The sequence below is a fragment of the Streptomyces sp. MP131-18 genome (assembly GCF_001984575.1).
In the GTDB taxonomy this organism is placed as follows: domain Bacteria; phylum Actinomycetota; class Actinomycetes; order Streptomycetales; family Streptomycetaceae; genus Streptomyces; species Streptomyces johnsoniae.
In genome coordinates this window covers 3,857,656-3,871,557 of record NZ_LZNS01000001.1, presented here as the reverse complement: position 1 = coordinate 3,871,557, position 13,902 = coordinate 3,857,656, and the positions used below count along the sequence as shown (strand labels likewise).

Genomic DNA, 13,902 nt, shown 5'->3' with positions numbered 1-13,902 from the left:
GTTATCCGGCAGCCGACGGTGCCCCGGGTGTGTCAACGCCCGGCACCGGGATTCCTATGATGGGCGAATGGCACCGTGACCTGGCCGGACGGTCAGGTCGTGAAGGCGAGGCGGCGCGTAGTGGTGGAGGGGTCGATGACTCAGGGGGCCGGCCAGGGACCGGATGCGTGGCAGGGCGAGGAGCGGGACGGCTCGGAGGAGCCCGACGCCGTCTACTCCCCAACGGTGCCCGACCTGCCCGTGATCGACGGGGCCGGACCGCTCTACGTCGTCGGTGACGTGCACGGATACCTCGACGAGCTGCGCGTCGCGCTGCGCGAGGCCGGGCTGACGGACGCCGAGGACCGGTGGGCCGCGGGCACGACGCGCCTGTGGTTCCTCGGCGACTTCACCGACCGCGGGCCCGACGGGGTCGGCGTGATCGATCTGGTGATGCGGCTTTCCGCGGAGGCCGCCGCGGCCGGCGGCTACTGCAAGGCGCTCCTGGGCAACCACGAACTGCTGCTGCTCGGCGCCAGCCGGTTCGGCGACACCCCGGTGGACTCGGCGGCGGGGACGGCCACGTTCCAGGCGGCGTGGCTGCTCAACGGCGGGCAGCGGACGGACATGGAGCGGCTGCGCGATCACCACATCCAGTGGATGTCGCGGCTGGACTCGATGGCCCTGGCGGACGGCCACCTGCTGCTGCACTCGGACACCACCGCCTACCTGGAGTACGGCGGCACGGTCGACGACGTCAACGACGCGATCTGGCAGGCACTCCAGCGCAATGACGCGGAGGAGACCTGGGACCTGTTCCGCAAGTTCACCAAGCGCTTCGCCTTCCGCGACGAGGGCGGGCCGCAGGCCGTGCGGGAGCTGCTCGACACCTACGGCGGGCGGCGCGTGGTCCACGGACACAGCCCGATTCCCTACCTCACCGGCGAGACCGGCGGGGCCGACTCGGACGCCCAGGGCGAGGCCGGGGCGGACAGCACACCACGCGTGGAGGGGCCGCACGTCTACGCCGACGCGCTCGCCATCGCGATGGACGGCGGCGTCACCATGGCGGGCAAACTCCTGGTCGCACGGCTGCCGTTGGCGGAGTGAGCCCCATCCGGAGTCTTCTCCTCACGGTCAACTCGGCGTCAACCCGCGTGCGAACGAAGTCAGCGGGAAGGGGGGACGTAATTGTCGAGCAGGGCTGAAGGTTGAGAAGATTCCGGTAATTCTCTGTCACAACACGCCGGATGGGCTCTACCATCATGGCCCGCTCACCAGCTCTCTGCCGGAGAAGTATCTGGGGGACGCCTATGAGCAGCCTTGACGGCTTGTCACCGGAGGACCGCACCGAGTACGAGCAGATCCTGGACCATGCGTTGCGTTCGGCCCGGCTCACCACGCACGCCGACACGGATCGCATCGAAGCGCTGCGCGGCCTGGCGGTCGACGCGCTGCCACAGATCACGGCCGCCGCCGCGCCCGAGTACGAACGGCTGGTGCGGCTGCGCCTCCAGCCGCGGACCGAGGGCCGCGCGCCCGGGCCCGCGTCCGGGCGGCCGGACGGGCCGGACGGGCCGGACGGGCCGGGTGGCGGGAGCGGCGTGATCACGGTGTTCTTCGCGCTGGTTCCGGTGCTCGCGGCCATCGCCGCGGTGGTCTTCCTGCTCCTGGGCTACGCGCTGCGCGTCGCCGACCCCGAGCCCGCGATGGCCGCGCCGATGCGGAGTGCCGGCTGGGTGTTCGCCGTGATCGCCGCGGCCGGACTGCTGGTCGCGGTCGGCGGTCTGGTGGTCGCCGCCGTGCGGAACGGCGCGACGTCGATCCGCGCCACCGCCACCGGGCAGGACCAGCTGGCCCGCGCCCGCGAGGAGTGGCGGCGCGCGCTGCTGGAGCGCGGCATCGCGCCGTTCCTGCGGGAGCACGCCGCGGGGGCCGACCACGAGCGGCAGGGGCGCAGCCCCCGGCTGCGGTTCTCCTCCCCCGACTTCAGCTCGCCGGAATTCTCCAGCCGCGGCGGCGGGTCGTCAGCCGCCCCGCGCTACGGCAGGACCGAGTTCTCCTCGCCGGACTTCTCCTCGCCCGACTTCTCCAGCCCGGCCGACGACGATCAGGACGCGGCGCAGCCGGAGTTCTCCTCGCCCGATTTCTCCAGCCCGGCCGACGGCGGGGACGGCGCCAGGCCGCGGTTCGGGCACCCGGACTTCTCAGGTCCCACGTTCTCCTCGCCCGCGGAGGGCGGCGCCGACCGCGACTGACCGCGGCGGCGGGGCGGGCGGCCGGGCTCAGGCCGTGCGGCCGAGCAGGTCCTCGATGACGACCGCGACCCCGTCCTCCTCGTTGGAGACGGTGTGCCGGTGCGCCGCCGCGAGCACCGCGGGATGCGCGTTGGCCATGGCGTAGCCGGTGCCGGCCCAGCCCAGCATCTCCAGGTCGTTGGGCATGTCGCCGAACGCCACCACCTCGTCGGGCCTGATGCCGTAGCGGCGGCAGCGCTGCGCGAGCGTGCTGGCCTTGCTGACGCCCGGCGCGCTGATCTCCAGCAGTGCGGTGGGGCTGGAACGGGTGAACTCGCCGTGCTCCCCCGCGGCTTCGCGGCCGAGCCGCAGGAACTCGTCGGGGTCGAGGCCGCCGTGGTGGGCGAGGAGCTTCAGCACCGGGTGCTCCTGGCGGTCCTGCGGCGGCGCGAGCAGCTTCTCCACGGGCGCCACCTCGGAGGCGGGGTCCATGCTCAGCGGAGGGTAGGCGGGCTCGTGGTGGATGCCGCCGGTGCGTTCGACGGCGAAGCTCACGCCGGGCGCGGCCCGGCGCAGCGCGTGCACGACCGCCAGCGCGTTCTCCGGGGCGAGCGGGCGGGTCTCGACCAGCTCGCCGCCGCGGTGCAGGTCGGCGACGGCCGCACCGTTCCCGCAGATGGCCAGGCCGTGGCCGTGTACGTGCGCGCTGACCACGCCCATCCAGCGTGCGGGCCTGCCGGTGACGAAGATGACGTGGATTCCGGCGCGCTCCGCCGCGGCGAGGGCGGCGACGGTGCGGGGGGAGACGGTCTTGTCGTTGCGCAGCAGGGTGCCGTCGAGGTCGGTGGCGATGAGGCGGGGAGAGGGAGGGGAAGGCGGAGTGGGAGGGGGCACAATCCACCAGCATATGCGCGCACATGCGTGCGGAGGAGCACTCAGCTGTGCCCGCGCCCCGGCGTGCTTCGTGAAGCGGCGGAACACTGGCCGGAAAGGGCCTACGCTTGCTGCCCATGGCTGCCTCTCCCGAGCTTCCGCTGCGGCTCTCCACCGTGATCCTGCCGGTCCACCGCTGGTCCCAGGAGGGCAGAAGGATCTGGCAGCGCGCCGAGGAGCTGGGCTTCCACGCCGCCTACACCTATGACCACCTCTCGTGGCGCAGCTTCCGCGACCGCACCTGGTTCGGCGCGCTGCCGACGCTGACGGCCGCCGCCGCGGTCACCGAGCGGATGCGCCTGGGCACGATGGTCACCTCGCCGAACTTCCGGCATCCGGTCACGCTGGCCAAGGAGCTGATCACGCTGGACGACGTGGCGCAGGGGCGGGTCACCCTCGGCATCGGCTCCGGCGGCACCGGCTTCGACGCGACGGCGCTGGGGAACGAGGCGTGGCCGCCGCGGGAGCGGGCCGACCGGTTCGAGGAGTTCGTCCGGCTGCTCGACCGGCTGCTGAGCGAGGGCGGCAGCGGCGGCATCTCCTACCGGGGCGAGTTCTACTCGGCGCACGAGGTGCGCACGGTGCCCGGCTGCGTGCAGCGGCCCCGGTTGCCGTTCGCGGTGGCGGCGACCGGTCGGCGCGGGCTGCGGCTGGCCGCCCGGCACGGGCAGGCATGGGTGACGACGGGCGATCCGCGGACGTTCGACGGCTCCGCGGCCGACTTCATGGCCGGACTCGCGCGGCAGATCGAGCACCTGGAGGGCGTGTGCGAGGAGGCGGGCCGCGAGCCCGCCGGGCTCGGCAAGGTCCTGCTCGACGCCAGCAGCACCCCGCCGGGCATCGACCCGCTGGCCTCGGTCGCCGCGTTCGTCGACTACGCCGGTGCGTGCGCCGATCTCGGCTTCACCGAGCTGGTGCTGCACTGGCCGATCCCGGACTCGGTGTTCGCCGCCGACCTGGACGTTTTCGAGCGGGTCGTCACCGAGGGCCTGCCGCAGCTGGCCGGGTGACGGCCGACCGCCGCGTGGATGATCAACGTCCGTGATCTTCGGCGAAGTTGAACGCCGGGTGAAAAGTGTTCCAGGGCCTTGTTCCGTTCGGATGATGTGATAGCCGAATGGCCCGGCGCGCATTAGCGTCGGACCATGAGTCTCCTCCGCAGAACCGCTCGCCCTGTCCTCAGGCGTATCGACCAGCGCATCGACCGGAAGGTACGCAAGGAGCTGCGCGATACCAAGGACGAGCTGAAGCGCCTCAAGGAGCAGCAGCACAGCATCGAGCTGCTCCTCGGCAGTGACGGCCGCCGCTTCAACCGCCACCCGGGGCCCGCCCAGCTCGGCGCCGTGGCCAAGCAGGTCGGCGAGGTCACCGGTGAAAAGCATGCGCGCCGTGCCGTCATCCAGGCGTACCGCACCCTGGTCGAGGTCGAGAACCGGGGGGTCGGGCGGCTCGCCGGCGGCACCTCCAACATCCTGGGGAAGCTGGCCACGACCCCGCTGCTGAAGCCGCCGAACGGGGACGTGCTGGAGATCGGCACCCTGTACGGGCTGTTCGCGGGCTGCCTCGCGCGCCAGATGCTGCGGGCCGGCATCCCGTACCAGCTGACGATCGTCGACCCGATCGCCCCGGTGCAGCTCCAGGAGGGCATGGAGATCACCGCGGACGCCTCCGCCACGCCGATCAACGAGGAGATCGTCCGCGCCAACCTCCACTTCGCCGGGGTGCTGCCGGACCGCGTGCGGCTGCTGCGCGGCTACTCCACGGACGCGGACATCCACGCGTCGCTCGCCGGCGGCAAGTTCGGTGTCATCGTCGTGGACGGCGACCACTCGGCGAAGGGCGTCAAGGCGGACCTGGAGTGGGTCGAGGAGCTCGCCGCGCCGGGCGCGGTCGTGGTCATCGACGACTACGACGACCACGTGTGGCCGGGCGTGAAGGAGGCCACCGACGAGCACCTCGCGAGCGGCAGCACCCGGCTGACGAAGATCGGCAAGGTGACGACCAGCGCCTTCCTGCGGGCCGAGTGACTCTCCCCTAGGGGATCGACCCGGGGCAGGGCCCTACCAAAGTTCGCCACTGCCCTACCAAAGTGTGACGCGCGCTCCCGCACAAAGACACTAGCGTCACCCGGGTGAGCGTGATTCAGACCGAGAGCCTGACCAAGCGGTACCCGAGGGTGACCGCGCTGGACCGGCTGACCGTGGACATCGGGCCGGGTGTGACCGGTCTTGTGGGTGCCAACGGGGCCGGAAAGTCGACCTTGATCAAGATCCTCCTGGGACTGGCCCCGGCCAGCGACGGCACCGCCACCGTGCTCGGCAGAAATGCCGCGCACGAGGGCGGCGCCATCAGGGAGCAGGTCGGCTACATGCCCGAGCACGACTGCCTGCCACCGGACGTCTCGGCGACCGAGTTCGTCGTGCACATGGCCCGCATGTCGGGGCTGCCGCGTACCTCGGCCCGCGAGCGGACCGCCGACACGTTGCGGCACGTCGGGCTGTACGAGGAGCGGTACCGGCCGATGGGCGGCTACTCCACCGGCATGAAGCAGCGGGTGAAGCTCGCCCAGGCGCTCGTGCACGACCCGAAGCTGGTGCTGCTCGACGAGCCGACGAACGGCCTCGACCCCGCGGGGCGGGACGAGATGCTCGGGCTGATCCGCCGCATCCACGCCGAGTTCGGCATATCGGTGCTCGTCACCTCGCACCTGCTGGGCGAGCTGGAGCGCATCAGCGACCACGTCGTCGTCATCGACGGCGGGAAGCTGCTGCGCGCCCAGAGCATCGCCGGCTTCACCGAGGCGACCGCCTCCCTGGCGGTCGAGGTCACCGACAGCGACACCCACCCGGACGGCACCAGGGCCCTGCTGGACGCGCTCGCCGCCCGCGGCCTCACGGCCACCGCGGGCACCGGCCACATCGTGCACATCGACGCCCCCGAGCCCGCCCCGGCGGCCGGCCCCGGACCCGAAGCCGCGCAGGAGGCGGTGCAGGACGTGGTGCACGATGCCGTCCGCGACGTCGTCGCGGACCTGGGCCTCGGGCTCATCCGCATGGAACAGCGCCGCCACCGCATCGCCGAGGTCTTCCAGGACGGCCGGGAAGAGGTCCGCTCATGACTGCCCCCCCAGCGCCCGACGCACGCATCCACGACATCGGCTACCGCCGCTACGAGGGCGAGCGGCTCGGCGCCATGTACGCCCGGTGCTCCCTGTTCGTCCACTCGCTCCGCGGCGCCTACGGGCTCGGCCGTTCCGCGCGCTCCAAGATGCTGCCCATCGGCCTGTTCGTGATCATGTGCGCTCCCGCGGTGGTGATGGTCGCGGTCGTGATGACCACGGGGCGGGACGAGCTGCCGATCGAGTACACCGCCTACGGCGTGTTCATGCAGCCGATCTTCGGCCTCTATCTCGCGCTCGCCGCGCCGCAGATGGTGTCGCTCGACCTGCGGTACAAGACGATCCCGCTGTACTTCTCCCGCCCGATCGAACGCGGCGACTACGTGATCGCCAAGTTCGCCTCGCTGACCGCTTCGCTGTTCCTCTTCGTCGGCATTCCGCTGCTCATCTCCTACGTCGGCAGCCTCCTCGCCAAGCTGGACTTCGCGGACCAGACCACCGCGTTCGCCCGCGGCCTGGTCGCCACCGCGGTGTTCGCCGTGCTGCACGCCGCCATCGGCCTGCTGATCGCCTCGATGACCCCCCGGCGCGGCTTCGGCGTCGCCGCGATCATCTCGGTGCTCACCATCCCGTACTTCGCCGTGATCTCCCTCATGGTCGTCGCGGACGAGCAGGGCAGCCCCGACGCGGTGGGCTGGATCGGGCTGTTCTCGCCCGGCTCCCTGCTTGAGGGCTTTCAGGCCAAATTCCTCGGCGGCGAGCTGGAGTTCCCCGGCGACCAGATGCTCACCAACGCGGCGGGCGCCGCGTACGTCGTGGTCATCGCCGCCATCATCGCGCTGTGCTACTTCCTGCTGACGCGCCGCTACCGGAAGGCGGGCTAAGTGACCACCATCCGCATCACCAAGACCTCCCGCTGGTTCGGCAACGTCGTCGCCGTCAACGACGTCACCATGGAGATCGCGCCCGGCGTCACCGGGCTGCTCGGCCCCAACGGCGCCGGCAAGTCCACCCTCATCCACATGATGAGCGGCTTCCTCGCCCCCTCCTCGGGCACCGTCACCCTCGACGACCGCACGATCTGGCGCAACGCGCCGGTCTACAGCGAGATCGGCCTGGTCCCCGAACGCGAGGGCATGTACGACTACCTCACCGGCGGCGAGTTCGTCCTGGCCAACGCGGAGCTGCACGGCCTGGCCGACCCGGGCTCGGCCGCCCGCGCCGCCCTGGACACGGTGGACATGGCGCACGCCGCCGACCGCCGCATCGCCACCTACAGCAAGGGCATGCGCCAGCGCGTCAAAATGGCCTCCGCCCTCGTCCACGAGCCGTCCGTGCTGCTGCTCGACGAGCCGTTCAACGGCATGGACCCGCGCCAGCGCATGCACCTGATGGAGCTGCTGCGCAAGATGGGGAACGACGGCCGCACCGTGCTGTTCTCCTCGCACATCCTCGAAGAGGTCGAACAGCTCGCCACCCACATCGAGGTCATCGTCGCCGGTCGCCACGCGGCCTCCGGCGACTACCGCAAGATCCGCCGCCTGATGACCGACCGGCCGCACCGCTACCTGGTGCGTTCCAGCGACGACCGGGCCCTGGCCGCCGCGCTGATCGCCGACAGGTCCACCAGCGGCATCGAGTTCGACACGGCGGAGAACGCACTGCGCGTACAGGCCGTCGACTTCGGCCGCTTCACCACCCAACTGCCCCGGCTGGCAAAGGACCACGGCATCCGGCTGCTGACGGTCTCCCCGTCCGACGAGTCGCTGGAAAGCGTCTTCTCCTACCTGGTCAGCCGTTAAGGACTCGACACGATGCTGTACAACCACACCGTCGCCCGGCTCACCTACCGTGCCCTGCTCGGGCGCCGCCGCGCCCTGATCCTCTGCGCGCTGCCCGCCCTGCTGCTGGTCATCGCCGTCGCCGTGCGCGCGTTCGCCGGCGTCGACGACCGGGCCGCGACCGAGATCCTCGGCGGCCTCGCGCTCGCCACCCTGGTCCCGCTGATCGGCGTCATCGCGGGCACGGGCGCCATCGCCCCGGAGATCGACGACGGGTCCATCGTCTACCTGCTGTCCAAGCCGCTGAACCGGCGGACCATCGTCACCACCAAACTGTTCGTGGCGATCGGCGTCTCCCTCGCGTTCACGGTCGTGCCCATCCTGATCGCCGGCATCATCCTCAACGGCAACAGCCAGCAGATCGCCACCGCGTTCACCGTGGCCGCCATCGTCGCCTCCGTCGCCTACAGCGCGGTCTTCCTGCTGCTCGGCACCCTTTCGCGGAACGCGGTGGTCCTCGGCCTGATCTACGCCATGGTCTGGGAGGCACTCTTCGGCAACCTCGTCCCCGGCGCCCGCGTGCTGTCCATCCAGCAGTGGTCGCTCTCCCTGGCCGAGCGCATCGCCGCCGACGGCGCCGACATCTCCTCCGACGTCGCCCTGCCCACCGCGATGATCCTCCTCGTGGTCGCCACAGTGCTCGGCACCTGGTACGCGGGCGAACGCCTGCGAAGCCTGAAGGTGGCGGGCGACGACTAGGCCCTGTCCGGCCGATCTTGCCGGGCCCGCGACGCCAGCTACGTCACCTCGCTGCGTTACCGAATCGCGCGAATACGGACAGGTATGAGCTGCGATCCGGCGCCTTGCGATGCACCGCATCTGACGCCGCGGGCTTATCCGACAAGATCGACAGGACAGGACCTAGGCCCTGTCCGGCCGATGGCCGGATGGCCGGGTAGCCGGGCGGGCGGTCCGGTGCGGGCCGCCCGCCCGGCCGGTTCACCGGGCGGTGCCTGCGTCCCGGTCCGCGGCGGATGCGGGCGGTGCGCCGCCCGGTCCGGGCGGCGCGCCCCGCGCGCGGCGCCGGAGGAGCAGCACGGCCAGCTCGAACAGCCCTGTCACCAGCAGGTGTGCCGGTTCGGCGCCGGCCTGGTACCAGACGACGGTGCGGGCGGCGTACCGCAGGACGAGACCTGAGAGTTCCCTGGACATCTGGTCTTGATCCCCTTCTCTGCAAGTGGAAAGGAAGGCGCCGACTTCGATCGAAACACGCCTGATGCGGCGTCACCCGGTTGTCACCCGGTGGTGATTCGGGGACCATCGGGATATGCCGGAGGAATCGAGGGGGCCGGACTACCCCCGGCTTGTCGCCGACCTGAAGAAACTGCGGGAAAAGGGGCTCACCCAAGTCCGCAGACACCGATTCGACGCTCTGGAAAAGGCCGCGCGGCTGAGCGGCCTCGTTCCCTCGGCAACGCCTTCGTCGCAGACCGCCATCGAAAATCTGCTCAGAATGGCGGTGTCCGGCATCGGCGGCGGCGAACTCGGTGATGCCGCCGAGTACACCTTCGGTCTCGCTCCCGGGACCCGCGCCTGGCCGGCGCAGCAAAGGCGGAAGAAGGCCGCCGAGCAGTGCGGGGTGACGACGGACCATTTCCGGAAGACCTACGAGGTGACCATCTGCGAGCAGGTGGCCGAGGAGATCCTGGCCGCTTTGGCCGCCCGAGCCCCGGCGCCAGAACCGGACCGCGCGCCGGCCCCTGCTCCGCAGGCGGAAGGCGCCGTACCGGTTCCCCTGCCCGGCCCCGCTCCCGAGGCGGGCGGCCGTGCCGTGCACACCGCCGTGGGTCCTGGGCTCCTCCTCGACCGGCTCGCCGACGCCGTGCGGGTGGTCATTGTCGACCCCGTCCACCGTGACCTGGCGGAGCTGCTGGAGCGGGCGCTGCTGCGCAAGCGCGAGCGGTACGGGGAGGCAGCGTTCTGGGACGAGCTCTGCGTCGTCTTCCTGACCGACGATCTGCTCCACCTCGTGCGGGACGATCTCACGGCCCAGTTCCCCGACCCGGAGGCGGCGGCGCGGGAACGCAGGCAGCGCGCGGCACTCGCACGACGGACGGTGATGTCGCTGCTCCTGCGGCGCGGTGTTCCCGGGCGCTGGAAGGTGTACGCGCACCGCGGGCTGATGCCGCTGCAGGGCGCGGTCCTGCGCATGGGTGACGGCCGCGTCTTCGTCCAGCTGGCCGCCTCCCCCTCCCACCTGGCAGGCCCGGAAGCACCCCGCGTGGAATTCGAGGACCTGCCCGATCAGCGCTTCGAGTCGATATTCAACGAGATCGTGGAGCACGGCGAAGAGGACCACGAGGTCGTGCTCGTGGGGCGCCCCACCTGGGACGGCGGGAGTTTCTCGTGCTACGGCGCACGGTTTCGCAGGGGCGTCATGATTCCCCACCAGAACACCCACGACTGGCTGCCCGCTGTCATCGTCATCACCTGGCGCAGGCGCGAGGATCAGGTCGAGCCGCTGCTCGAAATAAACACCCCGAAGAATTCGACGCGGGAGCTGGGTAAGGTCTCCCACCTGAGCGGGTACATCAACCAGCGGGATCACGGTACACGCGACCGCGCGGACTCGGGCCGTGCACCGTCGCATTTTCTGCTCGGACGGGACACGGCGGAAGCCGCGGTCCGCCGCGAACTCATCGACGAATTGGGCGTGCACCATCCCAGGGGCGCGCCGCGCCTCACGGGCACGGTGCCGTTCTACTATCCGGACAAGGAGAATCTGTACTTCTACATATTCGAGACAGAATTGTCCGCGGAGACGGGATTCGTGCCGAGCGTTCAGATGCATGCGTGGACGGTCGGGGACCTGCTGCGGGTCCGCGAGCACCAGGTGCTGGGCAATGCGGTGCTCGCTCTCACCGACGAGCACCTCACGGCCGCCCAGCGGGCCATCGCCGGGAGAATCGCCTCGCTGAACCTGCTCCTGCACGGTCACGCGGCGCTCGCGGAACGCGTCGCGGAATGCCCGCCGCGGGAGCGTGCGCGGCAGCAGCTCGCCGACGAGCTGCGGCCCCTCGTGGACGCGTCGGAGCTCAGCCGCTACTCGGCCGGGCGCGAGCTGCACCTGGCCGGACTCGCCGGGCTCCAGTACCGCAGCTTCTTCACCGACATTCTTCCCGTGTACGCCGCGGTCGGCGTGGCATCCGCCGCCCGCGTGCTCTCCGAGCTCGCCGACGACCCCGTGCGGCGGCGGGCCGTCCTCGACCTCAAGTCGTGCTATGAGAGCGAGGACATGGTGACCGCCCTGCCGATCGAGGTGTGAGAGGAACGCTCCGGATGGAAGTCAGGGAATTCTTCGACGCGGCCTATGGCGCGACGGAACGGTACTGGTGGCGGAAACAGCGGCGGTACTCCGCCGATCCGGCCGACCACCCGGCCTCGCTGATCACGCAGGTCGTCCTGCGCCATGTCCGCGGGCTGCCGCCGGGGCGGGCCCTGGACCTGGGCAGCGGCGAGGGTACGGACGCCATCCGCATGGCGCTGCTGGGCTGGGAGGTCGACGCGGTGGAGATCAGCGACGTCGGGGCGAAGAAGATCGAGCGGTTCGCGTACGAGGCCGGTGCCCGGGTGACCGTGCACCGAACCGATGCGCTGGCCTTCGACTCCGCCGGCGGTTACGACCTCGTCGTGTGCAACGGCCTGCTCCACTACGTGGCGGCCAAGGAGCAACTGATCGCCCGCATACAGGAGATGACCGCGCCCGGCGGGTGCCATGCCGTCTCCTCGTGGAGCACCTTCACGCCCGTCCCGCCCGGCCACCAGGTCGTGCCCACGTTCCCCGACGACGAGGACGGCGCCATCACGCATGCGTACCGCGACTGGGACAAACTGCTGCACTACTACGAGCGGAACCGCCTCGAAGTAGCCCACCAGGACATGGAGACGCACGCGCACAGCCACATCAAGATGGTGGCGCTGAAACCGGCGCAGCCCTCGCGCGGCGCGCGTCGGCCCGCGACCTAGCCGAGCTTCCCGTCGATGAGCGGCAGCGCCCTTTCCAGGAAGCTGGTGACTTTCATGCCGGGCATCTCCTGCCGCAAGCGTTCGAGAGTGAAGAAGTCGATTTTCTCGATCTCATGACGCTCGATGTTGTAGGGGCCGTCGTGAAAGGCGAGGAACGAGGCCACCATCTCCCTGTCCTCCGCCGAGAAGTGCTTGCCCAGATAGCGGAGGGGGGCGGTGACGCCCAGCTCCTCCTTCAACTCCCGTGCCGCCGCCTGTTCGTACGTCTCGCCGCTGTGCACATGGCCGGCCGCGGCGCCGGACCAGTAGAGGGGGTACGCCTTCTTGCGGGCGGAACGCTGCTGGAGGAGGAGCTCCTGCGCAGAGTTGACGATGATGACGAACGCGACCCGGCAGATCAGCTTTTTCTGCTGGATCTCCTCCTTCTCGGCCTGGCCGATGACTTCGTCATTTTCGTTGATTACATCTCGTAGCGCCACCTGGTCCTCCGGGTGTGAGCGCGCCGGCCGGATCGTCTCTGAATTCCGGGAAAAACAATGGAAATTGTAGGCCGCCGCGGGCAACGGGGTCAACAGAATCCGCCCGGCGCTGGAGCGCCGGGCGGAATGCCGGGACCCGGCCCGGCCCCGGCCGGATGGCCGGGGCCGGTGACCGGCTGTTACGGAAGCCGGCGTTCCTGGAGGGTGGCGAGGCGCTCGCTCATCGCGCAGACGACACGCTCCGTGTTGTCCACACGCCTTTCCACACGCTCCAGTCGAACGGACATCCTGTGGATAACCGGCCCCAACTCGGCCAGCACGCCACCGATTTCCCGAACGGCCCGCGAGACGTCACCGCCCGGACGCATGCCGGTCTCCTCCGCGTCGAGCAGGTACCTCCGCACCCGCCGCGCCACGGCGCTGTCGCGCAGCAGCATCGCGATGTTGAGCACCGTCCGGCGGGTGTAGAGGGTGAGATGGGCCCTGCCCTGTGGATAACTCTGCTTTGAGAGTGACATGTTGTCACTCTCAAATACTTGCAGGTCAGAGCCCCGGAGCACGGTCAGGCCGTTCTCGCTCAGCTCCTCCCGGTGGCGCTCGACGACCTTGCGGATGACCGACCTGTGGATAACGAAGTAGGCCGCCACGGCCTCCGTCGTCACGTGCAGTCCATCGGGCAGCAGTGCGAGTGCCTTGACCTTGTCGAGCACTTCCACTTGCTCTGTGTAACGGTCGCGCAGTGTGCGCGACTCCAGCAGCACTTGTTCTTCGTGCATGACGGAGAGACCCCTTCCGGTCTCGTACGGGCATGGTGGGATTCGCCCGTATCCAGGGCCCAGGAGCGGAGATCTGCCCTACGCGCCACTCACTGCACTACCGGCGCGGACTCGCCGCCGCCGGCTACCACCACTTCACGAACCCTCGACGTCTCGTACTCCAGTCGCCTCCGCGCACCCTGCCCAACGACGGGGATAGTCATACGGTCACGGGAGGCGGCCGAACGGCTGCCTGTGGATAACTCGCTTTTTGAAAGTGACAAGTTGTCCCTTTCAAAGAACCCCTGGTCAGAGCGCTGCGCGTTCGTCCGTTCGCGAGCCGCGGGCCGTTGTCCACAGGTGCCCTGTGGGTAACTTTGGGGGCGTGCCAGCCATGCACACAAGCCGACGCGCGCCCCTCCCGCGCCCCTGCGCTAGCGGCGCCGCAGCCGGGGGGAGACCCGGCGGGCCGCCCACAGGACCGTCGTCCGGCCCATGACGAACGACTCCCCGGACGCGAAGTCCAGCCGTTTGCGCCCCGGCCCCATGGCCGCCATATCGAAGACCGTGAATGACTGGCCGCCGATCATGACC

The 13,902-nt window shown here is 70.2% G+C and carries 14 protein-coding genes; 10 read left to right on the top strand and 4 right to left on the bottom strand.

Annotated features, from left to right (window positions below; all coding sequences use genetic code 11):
- Window positions 1–135 precede the first annotated feature (135 nt).
- Both STBA_RS17310 and STBA_RS17305 read left to right on the top strand, forming a co-directional pair.
- The gene (locus STBA_RS17310; protein WP_253194791.1) at window positions 136–1,089 is read left to right on the top strand and encodes a metallophosphoesterase; all 954 of its coding nucleotides are present in this window, start codon (window positions 136–138) and stop codon (window positions 1,087–1,089) included.
- Window positions 1,090–1,292: 203 nt separating this feature from the next.
- On the top strand, window positions 1,293–2,237 hold the full coding sequence (locus STBA_RS17305) for a hypothetical protein (RefSeq protein ID WP_077060114.1): 945 nt from the start codon (window positions 1,293–1,295) through the stop codon (window positions 2,235–2,237).
- A 27-nt stretch (window positions 2,238–2,264) separates the two neighbouring features.
- Here STBA_RS17305 and STBA_RS17300 read toward each other — a convergent pair whose 3' ends face one another.
- Window positions 2,265–3,110, bottom strand: coding sequence for a Cof-type HAD-IIB family hydrolase (locus tag STBA_RS17300; RefSeq protein WP_253194789.1), 846 nt, complete (start codon window positions 3,108–3,110; stop codon window positions 2,265–2,267).
- Window positions 3,111–3,226: 116 nt separating this feature from the next.
- Here STBA_RS17300 and STBA_RS37195 point away from each other — a divergent pair, with 116 nt between their 5' ends.
- The 6 genes from STBA_RS37195 (at window position 3,227) to STBA_RS17270 (ending at window position 8,807) form a co-directional block, all read left to right on the top strand.
- A complete protein-coding gene (locus tag STBA_RS37195; RefSeq protein WP_077060113.1) occupies window positions 3,227–4,159 on the top strand; it encodes an LLM class flavin-dependent oxidoreductase in 933 nt (310 codons plus the stop codon).
- A gap of 135 nt (window positions 4,160–4,294) precedes the next feature.
- Window positions 4,295–5,176, top strand: coding sequence for a class I SAM-dependent methyltransferase (locus STBA_RS17290; RefSeq protein WP_077060112.1), 882 nt, complete (start codon window positions 4,295–4,297; stop codon window positions 5,174–5,176).
- Between the two features lie 104 nt (window positions 5,177–5,280).
- Window positions 5,281–6,267 (top strand): ABC transporter ATP-binding protein, encoded by a 987-nt coding sequence (locus tag STBA_RS17285; protein WP_077060111.1) that lies wholly within the window; start codon window positions 5,281–5,283, stop codon window positions 6,265–6,267.
- The gene (locus STBA_RS17280) at window positions 6,264–7,151 is read left to right on the top strand and encodes an ABC transporter permease subunit (protein ID WP_077060110.1); all 888 of its coding nucleotides are present in this window, start codon (window positions 6,264–6,266) and stop codon (window positions 7,149–7,151) included. Before STBA_RS17285 ends, STBA_RS17280 begins: the two co-directional genes overlap by 4 nt.
- Entirely contained in the window at window positions 7,152–8,069 is a 918-nt protein-coding gene (locus tag STBA_RS17275; RefSeq protein WP_077060109.1) for an ABC transporter ATP-binding protein, read from the top strand.
- Window positions 8,070–8,084: 15 nt separating this feature from the next.
- Window positions 8,085–8,807 carry an ABC transporter permease gene (locus STBA_RS17270; RefSeq protein WP_077063389.1) on the top strand — a complete coding sequence of 241 codons (723 nt, stop codon included), beginning with the start codon at window positions 8,085–8,087 and terminating at the stop codon, window positions 8,805–8,807.
- Between the two features lie 240 nt (window positions 8,808–9,047).
- Here the strand turns inward: STBA_RS17270 and STBA_RS17265 are convergent, their stop codons facing one another.
- On the bottom strand, window positions 9,048–9,260 hold the full coding sequence (locus STBA_RS17265) for a hypothetical protein (RefSeq protein ID WP_077060108.1): 213 nt from the start codon (window positions 9,258–9,260) through the stop codon (window positions 9,048–9,050).
- Between the two features lie 115 nt (window positions 9,261–9,375).
- Here STBA_RS17265 and STBA_RS17260 point away from each other — a divergent pair, with 115 nt between their 5' ends.
- Both STBA_RS17260 and STBA_RS17255 read left to right on the top strand, forming a co-directional pair.
- Window positions 9,376–11,373, top strand: coding sequence for a hypothetical protein (locus STBA_RS17260; protein ID WP_077060107.1), 1,998 nt, complete (start codon window positions 9,376–9,378; stop codon window positions 11,371–11,373).
- Window positions 11,374–11,387: 14 nt separating this feature from the next.
- A complete protein-coding gene (locus STBA_RS17255) occupies window positions 11,388–12,074 on the top strand; it encodes a class I SAM-dependent methyltransferase (RefSeq protein ID WP_077060106.1) in 687 nt (228 codons plus the stop codon).
- On the opposite strand, the gene STBA_RS17250 is transcribed toward STBA_RS17255, so the two are convergent.
- Complete coding sequence (locus tag STBA_RS17250; RefSeq protein WP_077060105.1) at window positions 12,071–12,553, bottom strand: NUDIX domain-containing protein; 483 nt, start codon at window positions 12,551–12,553, stop codon at window positions 12,071–12,073. The two genes, STBA_RS17255 and STBA_RS17250, sit on opposite strands and share 4 nt — an antisense overlap.
- Before the next feature lie 179 nt (window positions 12,554–12,732).
- On the bottom strand, window positions 12,733–13,329 hold the full coding sequence (locus tag STBA_RS17245; protein ID WP_077060104.1) for a hypothetical protein: 597 nt from the start codon (window positions 13,327–13,329) through the stop codon (window positions 12,733–12,735).
- Window positions 13,330–13,902: the final 573 nt, after the last annotated feature.

Excerpts from the sequence above, each read along its gene's own strand:
- STBA_RS17260 (WP_077060107.1), top strand. The coding sequence starts at position 9,376 with ATGCCGGAGGAATCGAGGGGGCCGGACTACCCCCGGCTTGTCGCCGAC.
- STBA_RS17245 (WP_077060104.1), bottom strand. The coding sequence starts at position 13,329 with ATGCACGAAGAACAAGTGCTGCTGGAGTCGCGCACACTGCGCGACCGT.
- STBA_RS17255 (WP_077060106.1), top strand. The coding sequence starts at position 11,388 with ATGGAAGTCAGGGAATTCTTCGACGCGGCCTATGGCGCGACGGAACGG.
- STBA_RS17290 (WP_077060112.1), top strand. The coding sequence starts at position 4,295 with ATGAGTCTCCTCCGCAGAACCGCTCGCCCTGTCCTCAGGCGTATCGAC.
- STBA_RS17280 (WP_077060110.1), top strand. The coding sequence starts at position 6,264 with ATGACTGCCCCCCCAGCGCCCGACGCACGCATCCACGACATCGGCTAC.
- STBA_RS17305 (WP_077060114.1), top strand. The coding sequence starts at position 1,293 with ATGAGCAGCCTTGACGGCTTGTCACCGGAGGACCGCACCGAGTACGAG.
- STBA_RS17310 (WP_253194791.1), top strand. The coding sequence starts at position 136 with ATGACTCAGGGGGCCGGCCAGGGACCGGATGCGTGGCAGGGCGAGGAG.
- STBA_RS37195 (WP_077060113.1), top strand. The coding sequence starts at position 3,227 with ATGGCTGCCTCTCCCGAGCTTCCGCTGCGGCTCTCCACCGTGATCCTG.
- STBA_RS17265 (WP_077060108.1), bottom strand. The coding sequence starts at position 9,260 with ATGTCCAGGGAACTCTCAGGTCTCGTCCTGCGGTACGCCGCCCGCACC.